The following is a 19,886-nucleotide window of genomic DNA, read 5'->3' as shown; positions in this document are numbered from 1 at the left end:
CTGTTTCTAAAGCTTTGAGTACTGTACCTGATTCAATTACTGGTGAAATTAGTAAGAATTCTTTGAGTTGCATTCAACATTAGTACACTTGGGTGACAACCCTCAGTCTACCTGGTTTTGAGCTTAACCGAACCGTATTGCAGGCGTACCTACTTCTACATCAACAATATCTTTACCTTCTGGCAGACCAATCATTTGATTTTTAAAGTATGTTGTCTCTTCTTGCCAGAAAAATATTTTTGTTGCTCTTTTTGGTCAGAATGCATGTATATAGGTTGTTCCAGACTATCTACTAGTAGACTAAAATTCGTTAATACTTCTTGAACGAATAGTAAATCACTTTCATTATTTGACACTTGTTCTAATAAACTAGAGGGTAAAATATCTCGCAAGATTGGTATCCAATAATGAAAAGTGTCGTTAGCTTCTGTCTTAGAAACGCCAAACAGCATTCCTAATACTTGAAATGTCGGCATTTGTCTTAAATAAAACAAGCATAAGCATACTTACTCTTGGATGAGTAATTTTTCTGGGCGACCTCCACCAGCCTCATTGATTCTAATTTTTTTACTTGACTGTTTTGTTTTAATTTCCTGATGCCGATTTATGGCACAATTTAACAGCGATTGTAATTGTTCATAACTAATTCCTAAAATTTGTTTTGTTCGGTGTGGATACTTTTGGATATAATCTTTTTCTTTTCCTAAGTTAATATTTCAGACAAGTCTAATGTTTTCGCCTTCAGACCGTCAGTTGTTAGTTGTCATTAGCTACTGACTACTCTATAACAACCCTTGTATTTTCAACTTAGCTAGCGCATCTTCAGCTGCGGCTTTTTCTGCATCTTTTTTGTTGCGTCCTTTACCTTCACCGTAATTTTTTTCACCTACCAAAACTTTGGCTAAGAACTCTGGCGCATGAGACAAACCGCCTGTTTGGACTGTGACATATTTGGGAGGAGTTGGAGTAAGGTTACGTTGTACCCATTCCTGAAAGCGATTTTTTGAGTCTACATTGGAACGAGCCATAACTATATGCTTAGGATCTACAGAATCAAATAGCGGTTCTATAATAGTGCGAACTGCATCAATATCTGAATCTCGATCCAGATAGTAAGCACCAAGGACTGCTTCAAAGGTACTGCTAAGCAAATTGGGATTTTGGTAGCCTCCGTCTCGAATAGCACCTTTTCCCAGTCGTATTCTAGAGTCTAAACCTACCTCCTCGGCAAACTTTGCTAATTGCTTCTCATCTACCAGTGCCGAACGCCGCCGTGTTAATTCATCTTCTCCCATTTCTGGGTGACAACGATAGAGATACTCACCACTTAAGAAATTCAGCAAAGCATCACCAAGAAACTCTAAGCGTTCATTGTGTTCGCCTTCGCTTGGATTTTCATGGACATAAGAACGGTGGGTAAGCGCACGGCGTAAAAGTTTTTCATCACGGAATGTTAGGATTTTGTGCATTTTTATGTTTTTTATTGTTGCGTAAATTGACAGTTGGAAAGTGTACTATTGTTACGATATTCAAATATGAAAAAACTGCAAATAGCGGTGCTGTAAAAAAACTGTACCCAGCCCGAGACTCGACTATGCCATACAGGTAAAGCCCGATCGCACCCTAACAATTGTGCAAGCGATCGCCTGCTTGTGACTTGACCAGTTTTTAGCCAGTAGAGAATTTGTATTCGCTCTTTGTTAAGTAACCGTCATGAACTACATACACTAGGACAGATGAAAAAACTTTCTTTCCTTCTGCCTTCTGCCATCTGCCCTCTGCCTTTTTCAAGTCAGGTAGACATAATTAAATGTAAGATGTCATTGCGTTCGCGTAGCGTCTCGTAGAGAGGAGGAACGAAGCAATCGCAAAGACTGGGATTGCTTCGTTCCTCGCAATGACAGAACATATTATATTTATTTGCGCCAATCTACTTACTAGCCTCTGCGACATATTTAACAGCCTTTTCTAATTCTTCTCGACTCTCTTTAATCTTAAAGAGCAATTTCCAACCCATTACATTTTTATCAAATACACCTTTTTTGACAATTTAGCGCAACTTCATAGAGAAATGGTATTAATCTATAAATGCAGATATCTGGGCAATTCAATCTGCAATAAATTCCCATTACTCTGAGATCAAATTCTGAGGATATACTTTAGCCATTTACTCACTAGGTGTTGATTGATTCAATCTTTAAGTTTAAGCCTTGTAATTTTTATGACTCAATCTTTAATCCTCAAACATCTTGTCAGTAACATGATTTACTGTGTTGACGCACGACTTCACATCGACCATCTCAGTGCAATACCAGTTTATCTTGACTAACTAATTGGCTAAAATCGAGCGCAACACCTTCTGTAATTTTATCCGGAGTATTGCAGTAGCGATCGCTGAACTCGACTTTTGGCGAATAGTGTTAATTTGCACGCGGGCGTAGAGTAGCGTAGACAAGCCGATGCTTGTCACTATATATTGCTCGGCAAAATTTACCTACCATGCCAGAACTCAATCAAAATCAACACCTGGGTACAGGCTGGTCTTTTCCGCTAAGCGTAAACGTCCAAGGAGGTCTGCAACTCAGTACAACAGAACGGAATATTGAAGAGTCGATGCTCTTGATTCTGCGTACCGATTTGGGTGAGCGGGTGTATCGACCTAATTTTGGTTCGCGGTTGTCTGCGTTGACTTTTGCACCGATGAATACTCAAACTCTACTGCTTTTACGACTACACGTCCAAGAAGCTTTAGAAATGTGGGAACCACGCATCGTCTTAGATGCAGTGCGTACCGACCCCGATCCTTTGCGAGGTCGGGTAGATATTATCATCGAGTACCATCCTAAGGACTCTCATGATTCCCGGAGTTTAGTCTTTCCCTTCTACCTCAACGGTGTAGAAAGTCAGGGAGGATAAATCAATTAAAAATGAAGAATCCATTCTTCTGGCTTCTGATAACTAACTCTTGTACAGACGCGATTAATCGCGTCTCTACTCCTAACTCAGCACTTTAATAAAACTGTGGAATTTGATTTTTTACCAAAATTACCAAAATCTAATTTAGACGATCGCACTTTTAAAGATTTAGTAGATGAGTGTATTCTGCGGATTCCTCGCTACTGTCCAGAATGGACGAATTATAATCCCAGCGATCCGGGCATCACGCTGATTGAGCTATTTGCTTGGTTAACTGACCAAATGCTGCTGCGGTTCAACCAAGTGCCGCAGCGCAATTACATTACTTTTTTGGAGTTGCTGGGAGTGCGGTTGCAAGCACCTGCTCCTGCATTAGCAGATATTACTTTTTATCTCAGTGCTGCTTTACCCGATCTCTACACAATTCCTCCGGGGGTGGAGGTAGCAACGTTACGAACTGAAACAGAGGAAGCGATCGCTTTTACAACAGATCGCCCTTTAATAATTGATAAACCACGGATTCGCCATTTTCTCTCTTCTCAAACCACAGACACAACACCAGAAATCTTACGCGATCGCTTCACTAATTTGTGGACTATGCGCTCTGATGGTGAGTGGTACGGTCGGGAACTGGCATGTTTTGACGAGCAACCCCAACCAGGAAACTGCTTTTATCTAGTTATCGATGGTGAGTGCCAGTGCGAAGGTAATGTGTTAGCACTGCAATTTAAAGGGGAAGCCGCCACAGCTACAGGTATTAATCCCGATATTCCACCGAGGCGCTGGGAAGCTTGGAATGGTTTGCAATGGGAGTCAGTTCTGCTTCGAGAATCTGACGATAGCACCAAGGGTTTCAGTTTTAGCGAATTGGCTAGACAAGGTGTTAATCCCCTGCAAGGTGCTGATGTGGTGCTGCATTTGCCCCAATCTTGGCCCGTAACTACCTTTACCGCCTACCAAGGACGTTGGTTGCGCTGCATTTATACCGCTCCCCAAGCCAATCAACCAGGATACAGCAGTTCTCCTAGAATTATTGGTTTAGCTGCTAGGTCGATTGGTGGGACTGTGGGCGCTAGTCAAAGCGAACTCATTCGCAATGAAATTGTCGGGGAAAGCGACGGTACGCCCGGTCAGACTTTTCAATTGCAAGGTGTTCCTGTCTTGAACCGTCGGGAAGATGAATATTTGCTGATTTCACCTCCTGGAGGAATTCCTCAAAGATGGCAGGAGGTCAGCGATTTTGCCAATTCTGGCCCCCAAGATTTGCACTACACCATTGATTCCCGCACGGGTACGGTGCAGTTTGGCCCAGTAATTCGCGAACCCGCCCAACTCCAGCAACAAACTCAAGTGCGAGCATTCGCACAGACAGGAATACCACTCAGCACGTTGCAAAATCCAACACTTACCAATGAGTTAGAGCGTCAATATGGTGCTGTACCGCCGCGAGGCTCAGTACTGCGGATGGTCGCTTACCGCACGGGTGGAGGACGCAAAGGTAATGTCCAACGGGGGACAATTATCGTTGCCAAAACGGCTGTTCCTTATGTCGCTCGATTAGTTAACCATACACCAGCCCGTAACGGTTCGGATGCCGAATCATTGGAAGACGCGGTGATGAGAGTGCCGACAATGCTACGCACCCGCGATCGCGCTGTGACTCCAGAAGATTTTGAAGTACTGACTCTACAAGCTGGCATGGGGGCTGTTACCCGCGTCCGCTGCTTACCACCCACTTCTAGTAAAGAAGCTGGGACAATTCGCTTACTAGTTGTACCTGCTGCCAATACAGATGCTATTACTCGCGGTGAAGGCATCGATCCAGAACTATTAAGCCTCTGCCCCCAACTCCGCGACCAAATTGTTGCTTATTTAGACGAACGGCGCTTATTGGGCGTGCAAGTCAGACTGCAAGCACCCGAATATGTGGGCGTAGCAGTGCAAACAGAAGTAGCACTAGAGCCGGAGTACAACAATCCCCTCGCCCAACCAGAAATTCTGGGGAAATTGCGAATTGCTCTTTACCGCTTTCTTAACCCCATCACAGGCGGACAAGATGGCAGAGGCTGGCCCTTCGGTCGCCCTGTATATCCTTCAGATATTGTCAATTTATTCCAGCAATTTCCTGCTGTGCGGTACTTGGGGGTAGTACAGCTATTTGAACTGCGGTATACCGAACAAACTTGGGTGCGATCGCTACCCCAAAATCCAGTTATCGATCCAGGCCCTCTCGGTTTAATTTGTTCTTGGCAAAACACTCGCTTGCGTTCCGGTCATGTTGTTAATTTGATTCAATAACTTTTTATGCCCAGTCAAATCCTGCACCTGCAACTTACAGCAATGCAATTGTCCGACGCGATGCAACCATTGACGGTTGGTAAAGGTGCAGCTGATTTTCGGCAATCTGCACTCAGCACTCAGCATTCACCTCGCGCGGGTTGTGATGTCCTAGTTCATCCCCAAGAACCGAGTGAAATAGTGTTGCAGCTAGAAAATATCGGTAGTCGTAACCTCCGATTAAACGTGCGAGTTGAGGGGAACTTTCCCTCACAGTGGTGTCGCATTGGGATGGAAGGCTACGATCTTGCGCCGCGATCGCGAATGGATGCAGTGTTGTACTTCCAAGTACCAGCAGATTTTTTTGAAAGTCAAGCAGCTTTGGAATTAGGGCAATCCTTAGTGCTGGATTATCACAGCCTAATTTATGTTTATTACACAGAGGAGGATACTGGTAGACAACTAGTCGAAACCGCAGGCGTAAACTTGTATGTTCGTCCCCGCAGTTTATACCTAAATTTTGTACCTGGGCTGTATCGGGAAGTAGACTTTATTGGCCGCTTCTTAAAGATTTTTGAGCAAGCTTTTGAACCCGCAGTCCAGACATTGGATTTGCTTTGGGCTTACCTCGACCCGATGACAGCACCCCAAGCGCTGCTGCCTTTCCTTGCCCACTGGGTAGCTTGGCCAATAGATCGGCGTTGGACTTTAGAGCGGCAACGTTTTCTGATTCGCTCTGCGATCGAGCTTTATCGCTGGCGCGGGACACGGCGAGGTTTACGTTTATACATACATCTTTATACAGACTTGCCTTTAGATGACCATATAATCACAGAAACTGATAAGCACATTTGTATAGAAGAAATCCACGGTCAAGGTTTTGTTTTGAGTAAAACACGTTTAGGAGAGGATGCTATGATTGGCGGCGGCCGTCCGTATCATTTTATCGTTCGCCTGCGTCCAGAGCGCCCAGACCAAGTAGATGAACAATTGGTGCGCCACATCATCGACCAAGAAAAACCAGCTTTCTGCACCTATGACCTTTATATTGAGTGCTGAGTAGAGACGCGATTAATCGCGTCTCTATAGGAGTTGTTAGTAGAAGTATGGATTCTTCATTTTTAATTTTTAATTGAGTTATCGCCTATGTACCCCCCACCACAAATTCAGCCTTTAGAGCGATTGCAAATTGAAGATGGTTTAATGATTAATGCTGAACGTTGGAAGCGATCGCACGATTACCACCGTCAGCGTCAAAATATTCATTATCAGTCGCTCAACCAACCAGGAATTGTTTATGGTCTGGGTGTGAGTTTGATTCCTACACCGCCTGATGTGCCTTCGCAATACAATGATGGGCGGTGGTTGCAGATCCAACCAGGGATAGCAATTGATTTAGTTGGCAACCCGATTGTGGTTTCCCAAGCGATAGACTTTCACCTAGCAGCTGATATTACCGAAGAAAAACCCCGCCTCATCTACATAGTGGTGAGTTATGTAGACCCGGAGAACTTACAACGCAAACAAGTACAAGAGTTTGAGCCAGAAAGTTTTCGTATTAATGAAAAAACAACTCCACCAGATGCAATGGAGGTGGAATTGTGCCGGATTTTGTTGCAACCGGGATTAGTAACCTTGCAAAATCCCCAAGATGTATTTTTTCCGGGTTTGAACAGTTTAGACTTTCGTTATAGAAGAATAGCGCGATCGCGTCCCAGTAACATTGTGCGCGTTGCCCACCTGGAAACATCCCAATTGGAAGATCCAAATAGTTTTGCTAATCTCTCCTATCTAATTAAATCTGCCGCCAATCTCACCTACACTTTGCAGGGAACTGAGCGAATCGATCGACTGGTGTTTCCACTACAAGATGTGACTACAGCGATTAACTACGATTTGTTATTCATCACAGGTCGTCAACCATTGAGTCTCAGCATACAAGAATTAACTGACCTCAAAAGCTATTTAGACGCTGGCGGAGTTTTGCTAGTAGAATCGCCCACCGATGCTGTCAACCGTCTAGAAAGCATTATGGATCTCACCGATAAATTAGGCACTCCCTTAGAAGATTTACGACGACTAGACCGCAATCACCCAATGCGGACACAACCATTTTTATTTGCTGCCTTACCTACATTCAATCAAAAGCCTATTCAAATGTTAATCGCGGGCGGCATTGTCTTAGTTATTGGTGATTTATCGGCTTCTTGGGGATTGGATGATAAGCTTTCCCTACCGCGAGAGACAATTCGTAATGCACAGGATTTAGGAATTAACATCCTGCATTTTGCTTGGGCTAGAAGGCAAATGACCCAATTACAGCGACAGACTATTCTACCCACACCAACCAAGCCCGATGTCTTGAAAAGTGTCTTTAACAAACTAGAACAATAGGGTAGATGAAGAGGACACAGAGACAGGGGGACGCGGAGAATAACCAATGACAACAGACGCGATTAATGAGCCAGCGCGTTGCGGGGGTTCCCCCCGTTGTAGCGACTGGCGTCGCGTCTCTACTACTCATAACTCAGCACTCACTTATGGCAGTCAACCTCGTTAATACTAAAATCTCTACACAAGTACTTCACTTTAAACCAGGTGGTTCGCCTGTCTCTTTTGAAGTGACTGTTGTTAATGAAAGCAATCAATTTGCTTCTTTTCAATTAGAAATTATTGCCGCAGGTGGCAGTTCGAGTCTAGGTTCTAATTGGTACAATATCTCGCCTGCCGTCAGTGCAAAAAATCCACCTGGAGACACTACAAAGTTTTATGTGACCATTACCGATACACCTGTTGCAGGTTTTGTCGGCAAAATGAACCTAATTGTCCGCATCTTCTCACTGGAACTGCGGGATGAGGACAGACAATTACTGCGTTTGGTAGTGGAGGTAGGGACTAGTTCTGTACCCATGCTGGTTGAGTTACCTGTGCGAGAATTTTCGGCTCAACCACAGACACTAATTGAAATCCCAGTCCGCGTAGTCAATCCCAGTCAAATCCCTACGACTGTTTCACTTAGGTTTTGCGGATTAAACCCACAGTGGCTACTAGATGGTGTTGAAAAACTTTTGCAAGTTGCTCCGGGTGCTAAGGTAGAAACATCTTTTTTGTGCCAACTGCCAGTTCCTGAAGAAGTCCCCACTCAAGCATATTCTTTCACCATTGAAGCTACCCACCTAAATGGTCTGCCATTTCGTAGTTCAGAAGGGGTGATTAAAGTTATACCAGGGGGATTTATTGATTTCCAGTGCATTCCAGAAAAGCAGCGGATACCCCCATCTCGCTCCTGGCTACCGCAGTGGCGGATTAATTCTACGACTTATTTACTTGAGTGTAAGAATGCTAGCAATTTAAGCCAGCAGGTACACATTCAGATCAAAAAAGGTGAAGAAGAACAGGCGAAATGTTTCCTGGAATTTCAGCCTGAAGCAATTGATATAAATCCAGGTGAGACGAAGCATTTGCAACTATTGGTAAGTAAGCGGCGGTGGTGGTTTGGTCTAGCCAAAAAATTTTCATTTATAGTTAAAGCTATTGCGTCGGATAAGCGAGTCAATATTAATAACGAAAACCAATTTCTGCAACTAACTATTCATCCTGTTCTTCATCCTTGGCTACAGTTGCTATTAGGATTTTTGTTGCTATACATAGTTTGGGCGGTGTCATGGCTTAACCCTGCCAATCCATTGTTTGGACACCACCGTTCTGTCACTTCTGTGCAATTTAATGGTGTGGGCGATCGCGCTATAAGTGGCTCTCAAGACCAAAGTATAATCAGGTGGAATATTGCAGGCTTTACCAACCTATTCATCAATCAACAACATGGCAAAATAGCCAAAAATATAGGAAAAGCAGTACGTGTTGTCCGCTATAAACCTGTAGATAATGATGTAGTGGCAGCAGGCTTAGAAAATGGAGAAATCCAAATTTGGAGTGTACTTAGTGGTACTAAAAAGTCTATAACCACTTTCACTTTAAATAAAACAGACCGCGTTTTAGCTCTAGAATTTAGCCCAGATTCACGTTTTTTATTTAGCGGTCATGGCAGTGGTTCCGTTTTGCAGTGGGATGCCAATAATGCTTTATTAGAGAATACCCCAAGTATTACTAAACCTATAAAGAGCCAAGATGTTAAGTTTTCTGTTTATGGTCTAGCGTTAGTTGGACAAGACAGGCAAAACTTAGCGATTGGTGGAAGGTATAACAATTTAGAGGTCTGGAATTTAATCCAAAATAAACTGTGGAAAGTACCATACAATCCTCCAGGAAGTCAAAATGATTATATTGTCAGTTTGGATAGTTCTGAATACAGACCGAATCTGCTAGCGACATCCGATAATAAGGGACAGATTACTTTGTGGAATATGCAAACATGCCTGAATAGTAAAAATAATAAATGTCAAGTTCTTGATAGGTGGTCTGACGGTCATGGTGGTAAGGCAGTGCGCTCGGTTGCTATTAGTGATAATGGTTGCTATTTGGCTAGCGGGGGAGATGATAATCGGGTGATGCTATGGTCATTGACAAAAGAAGGTAGGCGAGCTTTTCCTAATGGCATACAAGTACGTTCTGATTCTCACAGATTTAATAGTGTTGATGTCAAAGTAGTTAAAGATCGGATTTTAATAATTAGCGGTAATGATAATACAGAAGTTATGTTAAATATTATAAAATTTGATAAAAATTCGCCGTGTAAAAAATAAATTCTTAAAAGAATTACTAACCGCCCTTCGGGTGACGCTCTCTACGAGACGCTGCGCGAACGCAGGCTCGCTAACGCCAATCTCTCATCTTGGCGGTTTCCGTCACGATGAGGGCTGGACTCACCAAGCGCGCCAAGAACACCAACAGAAGAAAGAAAAGAGAATTTTAAAAAGTATTTAAAATCTGTTTTAAGTAGAAAGGCGCAAAAAAACCGAAGTATGTAACGAAAAGTAAAGTTGTCTAAAAACCTCTTCCCTTCTGCCTTCTGCCCTCTGCCTCCTGCCTTGTCATAACACCAATTTTTAACACCGACCTACTTACATTTTAACTTTTAACTTTTTTATGGGGTGATAAGTATGACTGCCACAAATGCGAGAATCACAGGTTCAAGAGCAGGTTTGACGATGGCAGAGGTACTGACACTGCCGTCTCAACAGCGCAAAATTGTGCAGTGGCTGATGAAGTCTACGTCTGATGGTGTAACTTTAGCCGAAGCAGCATTTCACATAGACTTGAATCAACAAGCAACTCTGGCTTTATTGGATGAGTTGGTTGAACAAGGTTTCGTCCAGGAAATCTTAACTTCTGGTGAAGTTCAATATCGGGTGAATCTCGCGGCTAAACGTGGCATTCAGCAGCAAAAAATCCAACAAAGTCTGGCACCTGGTAATCCCTTAGCTGTAATTTTCAATCCTTCGGGCGATTACGCGGTGCAGGCAGGTTCTCAGTTTGAGATTTACGTGACGGTTACTAATAAAGGTGCAGAGAGTGCGTTAATCGATGTTTTTATCGACGAATTATCCCACCAGATAATTCAATGGTGCGTTGCACCCCGCCAGCGGTTGGCATTGGGTTCCAATTCAATTAGTGAGGTTTTATTTGAGTTTCAAGTCCCTTTAACGGCAATTCCCAGTACTTACAATTACTCGATAGTCATTGACGCACCCCTACATTACCCAGAGGATACGCCGATTCGTCATGGGGCGCGAATTCAGGTTTTACCTGCGATTGAAACTGTTGTCAGAGTGAGTGACCCCACGTTTACACTTTTACCACCAACAAGTTCGCGATCGCCTGCTTTAATTCCCCCAGGAGGCATTCTCCAAGTCAATGTCAATGTCCACAATCGTTCTGACCGAGTAGACCGTTTTCGCTTGAGTTGCACGGATTTTGAGGAAAGCTGGTTTAGCGTCCGCTACCCAGAAGGGTTGGAGACGGCGGGATTAGTAATACCCAATATGGGGTTGAATCTTAATCCTGGCGAACAAGAAGAAATTTTACTACAATTCAATCTGCCTCTGGGTATTACTGCTGGTCTATACTATCCCACCATCCGCCTGTACTCTGCCAACAATCCAGACTTGGTACTGTTGGATGTGGTGTATTTTGAGATTTTGCCATCTTATCTACTGAATGCAGAACTACTAATTGTGATAGGTAGGGTGAGGCGTAAACATGGGGTGTTTGAGGTCAAGTTGACCAATGCCGGAAACACCATGCGAGAAATCTTTTGTCGGGTGATTCCTGCTGAGGAAGATAAGTTGTGTACATATACAGTTTCGCCAGCACTGCTGCGTGTATTGCCTGGAGAGAAAGTTAGTACACAGATAACAGTAACACCAGTCAAATGGTGGCATCGTCCAATATTTGGGGCGGGACGATTACTCAACTTCCGCATTGAAATCGAAGACCAGCAGCAATTACCTCTGCCTTATGCTTCCTTACCAGGGACTTTAATTTGGGAACCTCGTCCTTGGTGGCAGTTTTTACTAGTGTTGCTAACTGTTTTAGGAACTGTGGGTGCGATCGCATTTTTGATATGGTGGCTATTGCGACCTCCTGCACAGCCAAAAATCCTGCAATTTAACTCTCCAGACGCTTTATATCAACAAGCCAACAGTGACTTTATTCGCCTGAGTTGGCAAATCCGCAACCCCAAGGCACTGCAAAACTTATCTTTAAGTGGTTTGTTTGCCGATGGCACTGCTGCGGTGCAACCAATTGTTTATAACTTCAACGACGGAGTGCCCAAGGAACTCCAGCAATATTGTCAGATGGGGGCAATGTTAACTTGCTCAAATGTGCCGACAGATGCGCGCAAACCTGGCGATTACATTTTTGAACTGCAAGCGTTTTCCAAAAAGAATCTAGAGGTAGCGGCTGGTATTTTGAAGACAAATATAATCAAAATTGTTCCTGTGCCTCCACCCACAATTTTAGAGTTTTCCTCTGCCAAACCCTTTTATCAAGAAGTTCCCATCAATTTACAGAATAATAAAATTAGCCCAGATACAATTCGCTTAAATTGGAAAATCAATAATTTAGATACAATTAAAAAACTGCGATTGATTGGGCGATCGCCTGAAAATTTAGTCAATAGTCCACTAGAAATATATAATTTCAGTCAAGATGTTCCTAACGAACTTAAGGCTTTTTGTAAACAACAACAAAATCAATTAAATTGTCGAAATGTCCCTACAAATACTCGGGGTGCAGGAGATTATATTTTTGAACTACAATTATTATCTAAAACTGATATTGACAAACCAAGTGCATCTCAAAAAACAGATGTAATTAAAGTTCAACCTTTGCCCAGTAAAATTGTAGAATTCAAAATCAATAATGGTACTCCCCTACCCAAATATTCAATTCCTATTAATCAAGCTAAATCAAGCAAATTTCTCAACTTATCTTGGAAAGTAGAAGGCAGCAGCAATATTAAAGTTGAGTTACTTCCTGCACCCGGAACTGTTACTCGTACTGGCGCTATACCTTACCCAATCAGTCAACAACCTAGTAGCGAAACAATTACATTGCAAGTAACTAGCGCTGCTGGCGAAAAAATCAGTCGTGCGGTGACTATTGAAACTTTTCTCCCGCCTACTCCAGCATCAAGTCCGACAAATAAGCTACCACAACTAGAAGGAGGTAAACCTGAAATACCTGTGATTCCTACGCCTTCAGTCGGACAACCCGCACAAACTCCTGGTAGTGCTGGTTCAACATCTTCTACACCAACAGCCTCCCCGCCATCTTCCCCCAGTCCTGGTTCACCTGCACCTTCCCAACCAGGAAAACTCTCACCTTTAGAACTACCTCCAGGATTTGATTAAAATAATTCGGAATTCGTAATTAACACTTAGTGTATTTGTAGTTAAAAAGCAAGTTTTATTACCAAAAAAGTAATATTAATAATGTTTTTTTATAACTTTATTTATGTCTAACAAAAGACCTAAAACTTTAGAAATTAGTATTTTAACATCGTTGATATTTAACAGGTATAACCTAATATTATCGTTATTTTTTTTCTTTCTTTTGCCTTTCAATATTTTACTTTTACCATCTCTAGCTGTACCAACATCAAATCAAATACCAGCCCTTCAGTATCGTGCTGATTTACTTTTAAGATTGGGGAATAGACAATTAACTACCGGACAATTTGCAGCCGCTGTAGCATCTTTACAAGAGTCGATGAAACTTTATCAAGAAATAGGCGATCGCACGGGGGAAGCCAATGCTTTATGGCGATTAGGCGAAATGAATTTCACTCTTGGTAAATACCAAAAGGCTATTTTTTTGTATAATCAAAGTTTAAGACTGATGCAGGATGTCGGCAATCAACCAAGTATAGTTCAAATTTTAGAACGTCTCAGCAATACTTACTTTAATATTGGTGATGAAAAGTTAGGCAAAGAATTACAAGAAAGAGCGACAGCACTCAGACGGAAAATTGGTAATCCCGATAGAGAAGCGGCATTTTTAAGTAATGTTGGTTTGATGCATGAGACACAAGGCGAATACGCACAGGCGATTTATTTTCACTCGCAACAGTTAGCAATTGCTAAAGAAAATAATAATCGTAATTTACAGGTTTATTCTCTACAAAATCTGGCTGCGGCTTATCGACAATTAAAGCAATATCCTCACGCGATCGCTCTTTATCAACAAGAGTTAGAACTAGCACAACAGTCAGGCGATAAATCTTTAACAAATCTGACTTTAAAACTGTTAGCTGAAACTTATGAAAATCAAGGAGATTTAGAGCAGGCGATCGCTTTTTATCAACAACAGCTAGCACTTACAGAAAAATCTCAAAATCCTGTTAACAAAGCAGATTTAATCAAAAAGCTAGGACGTGCTTATTCCTTTGCAGGACAGTATGACAAAGCTTTGGCACTATATCAAGAGCAATTAGCATCTGCCAAAGCTGCTAAGGATATTTTTAGTCAGGGAATGGCTTTAAATAATTTAGCTTTTGTTTTTCTCAAATCTGGTAAGTTTAATGATGCTGAGCAAACCTTATCGGATAGCACTAAAGCTTGGCAATTTCTCCGCTCAAATTTAGGAAATACAAATGATTATGCTGCCGAACAAGCTAATACATATAACTTGCTGCAACAAATACTAATTGCCCAAAATCAACCAGAAGCAGCTTTAGAAATAGCCGAACAAGGTAGCACAATGGCTTTTTTAAAGCTGTTGGGAATGCGTTTAACTTCTGAATCGGCAGGTACTGGTTTAAAAGTCGCGCCTAAGCAAATTGCACCAGTAACAATTAACGAAATTCAAGCAATTGCTAAAGACCAAAAAGCTACTTTAGTAAAATATACAACTATTCCAGATGCTGGACTTTATGTGTGGGTAATCCAACCCACAGGGAAAGTGATATTTCGCCAGATCGACCTCAAGTCAGAAAATATAATCTCTCCCATTAACTCTATAACAGAAGTTGTTGCTAGTATTCCTGCTTCTCTGGGTTTGCTCAATCAGAGAACAGCACAAAAAAATAATTATCAGCCGTTATTACAACTAAATCAGTTACTGATAAAACCGATTGCCGACTTATTACCCAAAAATCCTACAGAACAGGTCATTTTTATACCCCAGGATGAATTATGGTTTATTCCCTTCCCTGCTTTAGTTGATATTTATGGTAAATACTTGATTGAAAAACACACAATTACAACAGTACCAGCAATTCAAATTCTTAAGTTAACTAAAGACAGACGTAACAATACAGGTGGTAGTAAAGTTGTTGTGGTGGGCAATCCAACTATGCCATCAATTGCACGAGTAATTGGTGAAAAACTTCAGCCGTTACCACCACTAGTAAATACAGAACAAGAAGCTTTAGAAATTGCCGATTTATTTAAAACTACAGCATTAATTGGCAATCAAGCAACCAAAGCAACTATCTTACCTTTGTTACCAAAAGCTAAGACAATTCATTTGGCAACTTACAGCATATTAGACGATGTGAAAAGACAAGGGATACCAGGAGCGATCGCACTCGCTGGCGCTGATGGTGACGGACTGCTTACCGCTAGCGAAATTCTCAATTTGTATGCCCAACCAAAAGGCCAGCGTTTACGCGCTAGATTAGTCTTTCTCAGTGCAGGTGAAACTGGAAATGCTAAGACTGGCGAGGGTGTACTTGGTTTATCTCTAGCATTGATGACTGCTGGTATCCCCAGTATTATTGTCTCCCAGTGGGCAGCACCTGATATTCCCACAGCTGCAATTACTACCGAGTTTTATCGTCAGTTAAAGCAGAATCCTAATAAAGCACAAGCCTTACGTAACGCTATGTTGACGACAATGAAGCAATTCCCCAACCCTAAAGATTGGGCTGCATTTACTTTAATTGGTGAAGCACGTTAAAAAAAAGCAAAAGTCAAAAGATAAATAACAAAAGAAAGAAACAATAAACATATTTACGTATGATTTTTGATAGTTGGCATTCCAATGCAACATCCCACAAATCAAATTTATTTAATTTTGCTTAACAAACACATCATTTTGCCATTACCTAGATTTATATCTGGAACCCTTCTTTTGACTTTTGCCTTTTTACTTTTGACTTACACAGCACAGGCACAAGCACCAAATCCAGAAGGAGATCGCAACCAAGACCGTTTTCCCCAACCTGAGTCAGTCCCAGAACCGCTACCACCACAACAGCCACCCTTACAGCCGACTCCTACCCCAGAAGCCTCACCAACACCAACTTCTGAGAGTATCCGGGTAGAGAAAATTCAAGTGACAGGCAGCACAATTTTTAATGCAGAGACATTGAATGCTATTACTAAGCCAGTGGAAGGACGTTCTGTCACTTTAGATGAATTGAGCAACGTTGCCAATGCCATCACGCAACTTTACCTAAATCAGGGGTACATCACCTCAAGGGCTATTTTGGTAGACCAAAAAATTACGAATGGCGTTGTGGAAATTCGGGTAATTGAAGGCAGCTTGGAAAAAATCGAAATCCAAGGTACAAAACGTTTGAATCCTAATTATGTGCGATCGCGCATCTTATTAGGTGCAGGTAAGCCTCTTGCCACCGCCAATCTAGAAGACCAATTAAGATTGCTGCGGACTGACCCCCTGTTTTCCAACGTCGAAGCTAGCTTGCGTCCTGGTACTAATCTTGGTCAAAGTATTCTCGTCGTGCGCGTCACTGAGGCTGACCCCTTTTATGGCATATTAAGTATTGATAATTATTCTCCACCCAGCATCGGTTCTGAAAGATTAGGTGTCAGCGCTGCTTATCGCAACCTTACAGGTATGGGCGATGAAATTGCTGCATCTTATTATCGAACTACGCAGGGAGGTTCCAATATTTATGATTTTAGCTATCGAGTGCCATTGAATGCGATGAATGGTACTTTACAACTGCGAACCTCGATTAATAATAATGAAGTTATTCAAGGAGAGTTTAAGAGCTTCGATATTAGTGGAGAATCTCAGCTATATGAGATTAATTATCGACAACCACTGATGCGATCGCCGCGTGAAGAATTTGCTTTATCTATAGGTTTCGCCGTTCAGAATGGGCAAACCTTTACCTTTGCCGGGCCGACACCCTTTGGCTTTGGCCCTGACGTTGAAGGTAACAGTCGTACCCGCGTCATTAAATTCGGACAAGATTATGTACGTCGGGATACTCAGGGTGCTTGGGCATTGCGATCGCTATTTAGTTTAGGGATTGATGTATTTGATGCCACTATCAACTCTGACCCCGTTCCCGACGGTCGCTTTTTTAGTTGGTTGGCACAAGTGCAGCGAGTGCAACGCTTGAATGAAAATAATTTATTAATTGCCCAAGCTGAGGTACAACTGACACCGAATGCTTTGTTACCCTCCCAACAGTTTGTCGTTGGTGGCGGTCAATCGGTGCGTGGCTATCGGCAAAACGTCCGTGCAGGTGATAACGGAGTCCGATTTTCTTTGGAAGACCGCTTTACAGTCCAACGCGATTCTGCGGGAAATTCGACGTTACAATTTGCCCCATTTTTTGATTTAGCATACATCTGGAATGTTAATGATAATCCCAACAGCTTACAAAGGCAAAAGTTTTTAGCTGGTTTAGGATTGGGAGTTTTATTCGAGCCAATACCCCGCCTTAATCTGAGGCTAGATTACGCACTGCCTTTAATTGATTTGGACGACCGAGGTACAAATGCCCAGGATGATGGCTTTTACTTCAGTGTTGGCTATCGTTTTTAAGGGTTTATGTAGCCTAATTAAACTGTTAAATCACAGCGATAACAGGGAAGTATAGGGTTGTAAGTTGTGCGAGATTAGTTGTGAAAGAACTCTTAAAAGAGCAAAAATTGGGTGTAGTCGATTTTCTCAAGTTTATCTACAACGGACATCCAGAGTACTCGTTAATTGCTGTTAAAGCACCAATTGAGGAAACAGTAAAAGCATTTATTGAGCTTTCCCAGGCACAAAAAATTAGAGAGCGAATGGACTACAAAACCTTTCGCATGAAGGAAATTAATATTGCTAGCCGAGAAATTCATTGGGAGCAAAACCTGCCTTTGAGAAGCAGTGAAGAATACGAAGAACTTGAGTGGGCAATTCCCTTTGTTCAAGTCCGTGGTAATGAATGGACTGTGATTTTGCGATCGCTATTTAATCTTACTGGAGATGAAATTCAGGATGTTCGACGAGAAGCGAAGGAACTCTCCGCCAGATTTGAAACAAAAGCAATTACATTGATGGAAGAGGATACATCTGTAGCGATTGAGTACGAGTTTTTCAACAATGGTGAGCGTTGGGAACGCTTTGTAAATGCTGATGATACCCACTTTGAATCAAAGTTCCGTGAAAAACCAGATATAAATTTTGACTGGTGTCCTGAAGATGATGAAGATTATGATTCCGATCAAGAATACGACGTGAATACTGAACCAAGGGTGCAGTTTGTCAACACATTTTTTACTGAACTAGGCATTTATTTACCCGCTTGTTACCCAGTTACTGATAACGGAAAACCCACATTAGCAGTTGAGAAAAGATCTGAGAACACTATTGAACGTGCTGATTGGGTTTGTATCAAAGAAACTTTAGCAAAAGAAGAACCCAAGCAACTGGATGAAGACGATGCAGAATGAATTAAATAAATTGGTTGAAATGCTGTTTCAGTCTATTAATAAAGACGAAGCTACACAGGCTATATCCGCAGAGAAAGCAAATGCTGTATTTGATCGCCTCTCAACTGCTGCACAAGCCAAAGATACTGAATTCTTTCAGCAACTGGTGGAAACAGAAAAGCGCCAAGGTAGAAAGAAGAACGAACCAACGCTGCTAATTGCTGCCACAATGCAGGAGAGAGCAGATATTGTACAGGCATTAATTCAAGCTGGAGCTGATGTTAATGCAAAAGTTGAAGAATTTTTTACCTTTGATGCTCTAGAGTTTGCTGTTGATAAAGGCTATACAAAAATTACTAAGATACTGCTCGATGGAGGAGCCGACCCTAATTGGAACAACGAAAACCCTGGATTGTGTTCCATAACAAAGGCAGTTCGCAAAGGTAATCTTGAAATTGTGAAAATGTTAATTGATGCTGGGGCTGCTGTCAAATTTGGGACAGGTTTTCGTTTATTGGTTGACGCAGCAGAAAAGAGTACACCAGAGATTGTCCAGTTACTGTTAGATGCAGGATGCAATGTTAACACAAGGGAGACTGGTCAAGATACACCCTTAACAGCAGCTTGTAAACGGGCAAATGTTGAGATTGTACGCACATTGATTGCTGCTGGAGCAAATGTCAATAAGATAGGAATGCATGAATTCTCACCGCTTGTAGCAGTTTTTTATGCTCCTAAGTTTAACCAAATGCTATCAGGACAAGGATTGGCTGAAGCAGATAACAATATTTCCAAAAAATTGCTCACAATTATACAAATTTTGATTGATGCAGGAGCAGATTTCAACCCTCGTGACCTTCAAGGAAGAACGCCATTGATGTTAGCAATCAATCAAGGCTTTATAGAAGCAGCGAAAGTTTTGATTGCAGCAGGAGCAGACATAAACATCCTCTCCAAACCTGACGATAAGGTTATTATCTTTTTTCGGGGTGACGGTATCAGCCGGACTGCATTGCATTTCGCTGTAGAAACTGGTCAAGAAGAAGCAGTCAAACTGCTATTAGCAGCAGGTGCCGATCTAAATATTCCTGACAGTCAAGGCAAGACACCTATAGACATAGCAGAACGCAAAGAGTTGATGAATATTTCTGAACTTCTTCATCGCTAACTTGAGGTTTTACCACAGTGCGATCGCCCTCGCTGTAGAGGCGGACACAATCTACCATGTGTCTTGCATCGGACAGACGTTTGCTACCATCAAAGTATAGCTCTTGACATTATTTATGGCACTAGCAATCGTAGCTGAACCTGCACCACTAGAGACTACAGCAGCGACAGCAGCAAGCACAAGAAATTCGTAGGATGAACCAGACAAGATTCGATCCTCAAGGGTTGCGCGATAGATTACTTACTCGTAAAGCCGAGCAGGAATCATGTTAAAGTTGCTATGCCAGGGGTTATCGAGGTCAGCTTTGATGCGCCGATTGGACGAGTGATAGAGGATATTTTCATAATTTTAGAATGCAGCCTAGCTGGGGAATTGGAAGGACAGATTCAGTATCTTCCTTTGTGACAAGAAGCGCAGTTATAGATGATAAATCCTTTCGGGAC

Annotated in this window: 14 protein-coding genes; 10 read left to right on the top strand and 4 right to left on the bottom strand. The window is 42.1% G+C overall.

Annotation, left to right across the window (positions count from 1 at the left end; translation table 11 throughout):
- Positions 1-191 precede the first annotated feature (191 nt).
- From RMY31_RS25210 to RMY31_RS25200, 3 genes are all read right to left on the bottom strand, one after another.
- Entirely contained in the window at positions 192-476 is a 285-nt protein-coding gene (locus tag RMY31_RS25210) for a transposase family protein (RefSeq protein WP_322665029.1), read from the bottom strand.
- Between the two features lie 306 nt (positions 477-782).
- The gene (gene rnc, locus RMY31_RS25205; RefSeq protein WP_322665031.1) at positions 783-1,469 is read right to left on the bottom strand and encodes a ribonuclease III; all 687 of its coding nucleotides are present in this window, start codon (positions 1,467-1,469) and stop codon (positions 783-785) included.
- A gap of 860 nt (positions 1,470-2,329) precedes the next feature.
- Entirely contained in the window at positions 2,330-2,470 is a 141-nt protein-coding gene (locus tag RMY31_RS25200; protein ID WP_322665034.1) for a hypothetical protein, read from the bottom strand.
- Between the two features lie 29 nt (positions 2,471-2,499).
- Between RMY31_RS25200 and RMY31_RS25195 the strand changes: the two genes are divergently transcribed.
- The 10 genes from RMY31_RS25195 to RMY31_RS25150 all read left to right on the top strand — a co-directional run bounded on the left by RMY31_RS25195 (position 2,500) and on the right by RMY31_RS25150 (position 19,443).
- Positions 2,500-2,916, top strand: coding sequence for a GPW/gp25 family protein (locus RMY31_RS25195; protein ID WP_322665036.1), 417 nt, complete (start codon positions 2,500-2,502; stop codon positions 2,914-2,916).
- A gap of 105 nt (positions 2,917-3,021) precedes the next feature.
- Positions 3,022-5,214 (top strand): putative baseplate assembly protein, encoded by a 2,193-nt coding sequence (locus tag RMY31_RS25190; protein WP_322665038.1) that lies wholly within the window; start codon positions 3,022-3,024, stop codon positions 5,212-5,214.
- 6 nt (positions 5,215-5,220) lie between these two features.
- Positions 5,221-6,252, top strand: a complete 1,032-nt coding sequence (locus RMY31_RS25185) for a phage tail protein (protein WP_322665040.1) — start codon at positions 5,221-5,223, stop codon at positions 6,250-6,252.
- Between the two features lie 87 nt (positions 6,253-6,339).
- Complete coding sequence (locus RMY31_RS25180) at positions 6,340-7,587, top strand: DUF4159 domain-containing protein (protein ID WP_322665042.1); 1,248 nt, start codon at positions 6,340-6,342, stop codon at positions 7,585-7,587.
- 146 nt (positions 7,588-7,733) lie between these two features.
- Entirely contained in the window at positions 7,734-9,896 is a 2,163-nt protein-coding gene (locus tag RMY31_RS25175) for a hypothetical protein (protein WP_322665044.1), read from the top strand.
- Positions 9,897-10,253: 357 nt separating this feature from the next.
- Positions 10,254-13,010: a hypothetical protein gene (locus RMY31_RS25170; protein WP_322665046.1), complete on the top strand. Its 2,757-nt coding sequence runs from the start codon at positions 10,254-10,256 to the stop codon at positions 13,008-13,010.
- Between the two features lie 202 nt (positions 13,011-13,212).
- Positions 13,213-15,558, top strand: a complete 2,346-nt coding sequence (locus tag RMY31_RS25165; RefSeq protein ID WP_409878373.1) for a CHAT domain-containing protein — start codon at positions 13,213-13,215, stop codon at positions 15,556-15,558.
- Positions 15,559-15,642: 84 nt separating this feature from the next.
- A complete protein-coding gene (locus RMY31_RS25160) occupies positions 15,643-17,403 on the top strand; it encodes a ShlB/FhaC/HecB family hemolysin secretion/activation protein (RefSeq protein ID WP_409878371.1) in 1,761 nt (586 codons plus the stop codon).
- 80 nt (positions 17,404-17,483) lie between these two features.
- Positions 17,484-18,296: a hypothetical protein gene (locus RMY31_RS25155; RefSeq protein ID WP_322665052.1), complete on the top strand. Its 813-nt coding sequence runs from the start codon at positions 17,484-17,486 to the stop codon at positions 18,294-18,296.
- Entirely contained in the window at positions 18,286-19,443 is a 1,158-nt protein-coding gene (locus RMY31_RS25150) for an ankyrin repeat domain-containing protein (protein ID WP_322665054.1), read from the top strand. The genes RMY31_RS25155 and RMY31_RS25150 overlap by 11 nt, the downstream gene beginning before the upstream one ends.
- A gap of 51 nt (positions 19,444-19,494) precedes the next feature.
- Here RMY31_RS25150 and RMY31_RS25145 read toward each other — a convergent pair whose 3' ends face one another.
- Positions 19,495-19,650, bottom strand: a complete 156-nt coding sequence (locus RMY31_RS25145) for a hypothetical protein (protein WP_322665056.1) — start codon at positions 19,648-19,650, stop codon at positions 19,495-19,497.
- Positions 19,651-19,886: the final 236 nt, after the last annotated feature.

Origin of the sequence: Dendronalium sp. ChiSLP03b (genome assembly GCF_034531165.2) — a bacterium.
GTDB classification, from domain to species: domain Bacteria; phylum Cyanobacteriota; class Cyanobacteriia; order Cyanobacteriales; family Nostocaceae; genus Dendronalium; species Dendronalium minutum.
This window is presented reverse-complemented; position numbering and strand designations above follow the sequence as displayed.

What these genes read in the sequence shown, in the direction of transcription:
- RMY31_RS25180 (WP_322665042.1), top strand. Translation starts at nt 6,340, where the DNA reads ATGTACCCCCCACCACAAATTCAGCCTTTAGAGCGATTGCAAATTGAA.
- rnc (WP_322665031.1), bottom strand. Translation starts at nt 1,469, where the DNA reads ATGCACAAAATCCTAACATTCCGTGATGAAAAACTTTTACGCCGTGCG.
- RMY31_RS25185 (WP_322665040.1), top strand. Translation starts at nt 5,221, where the DNA reads ATGCCCAGTCAAATCCTGCACCTGCAACTTACAGCAATGCAATTGTCC.
- RMY31_RS25160 (WP_409878371.1), top strand. Translation starts at nt 15,643, where the DNA reads ATGCAACATCCCACAAATCAAATTTATTTAATTTTGCTTAACAAACAC.
- RMY31_RS25195 (WP_322665036.1), top strand. Translation starts at nt 2,500, where the DNA reads ATGCCAGAACTCAATCAAAATCAACACCTGGGTACAGGCTGGTCTTTT.
- RMY31_RS25210 (WP_322665029.1), bottom strand. Translation starts at nt 476, where the DNA reads ATGCCGACATTTCAAGTATTAGGAATGCTGTTTGGCGTTTCTAAGACA.
- RMY31_RS25175 (WP_322665044.1), top strand. Translation starts at nt 7,734, where the DNA reads ATGGCAGTCAACCTCGTTAATACTAAAATCTCTACACAAGTACTTCAC.
- RMY31_RS25150 (WP_322665054.1), top strand. Translation starts at nt 18,286, where the DNA reads ATGCAGAATGAATTAAATAAATTGGTTGAAATGCTGTTTCAGTCTATT.
- RMY31_RS25170 (WP_322665046.1), top strand. Translation starts at nt 10,254, where the DNA reads ATGACTGCCACAAATGCGAGAATCACAGGTTCAAGAGCAGGTTTGACG.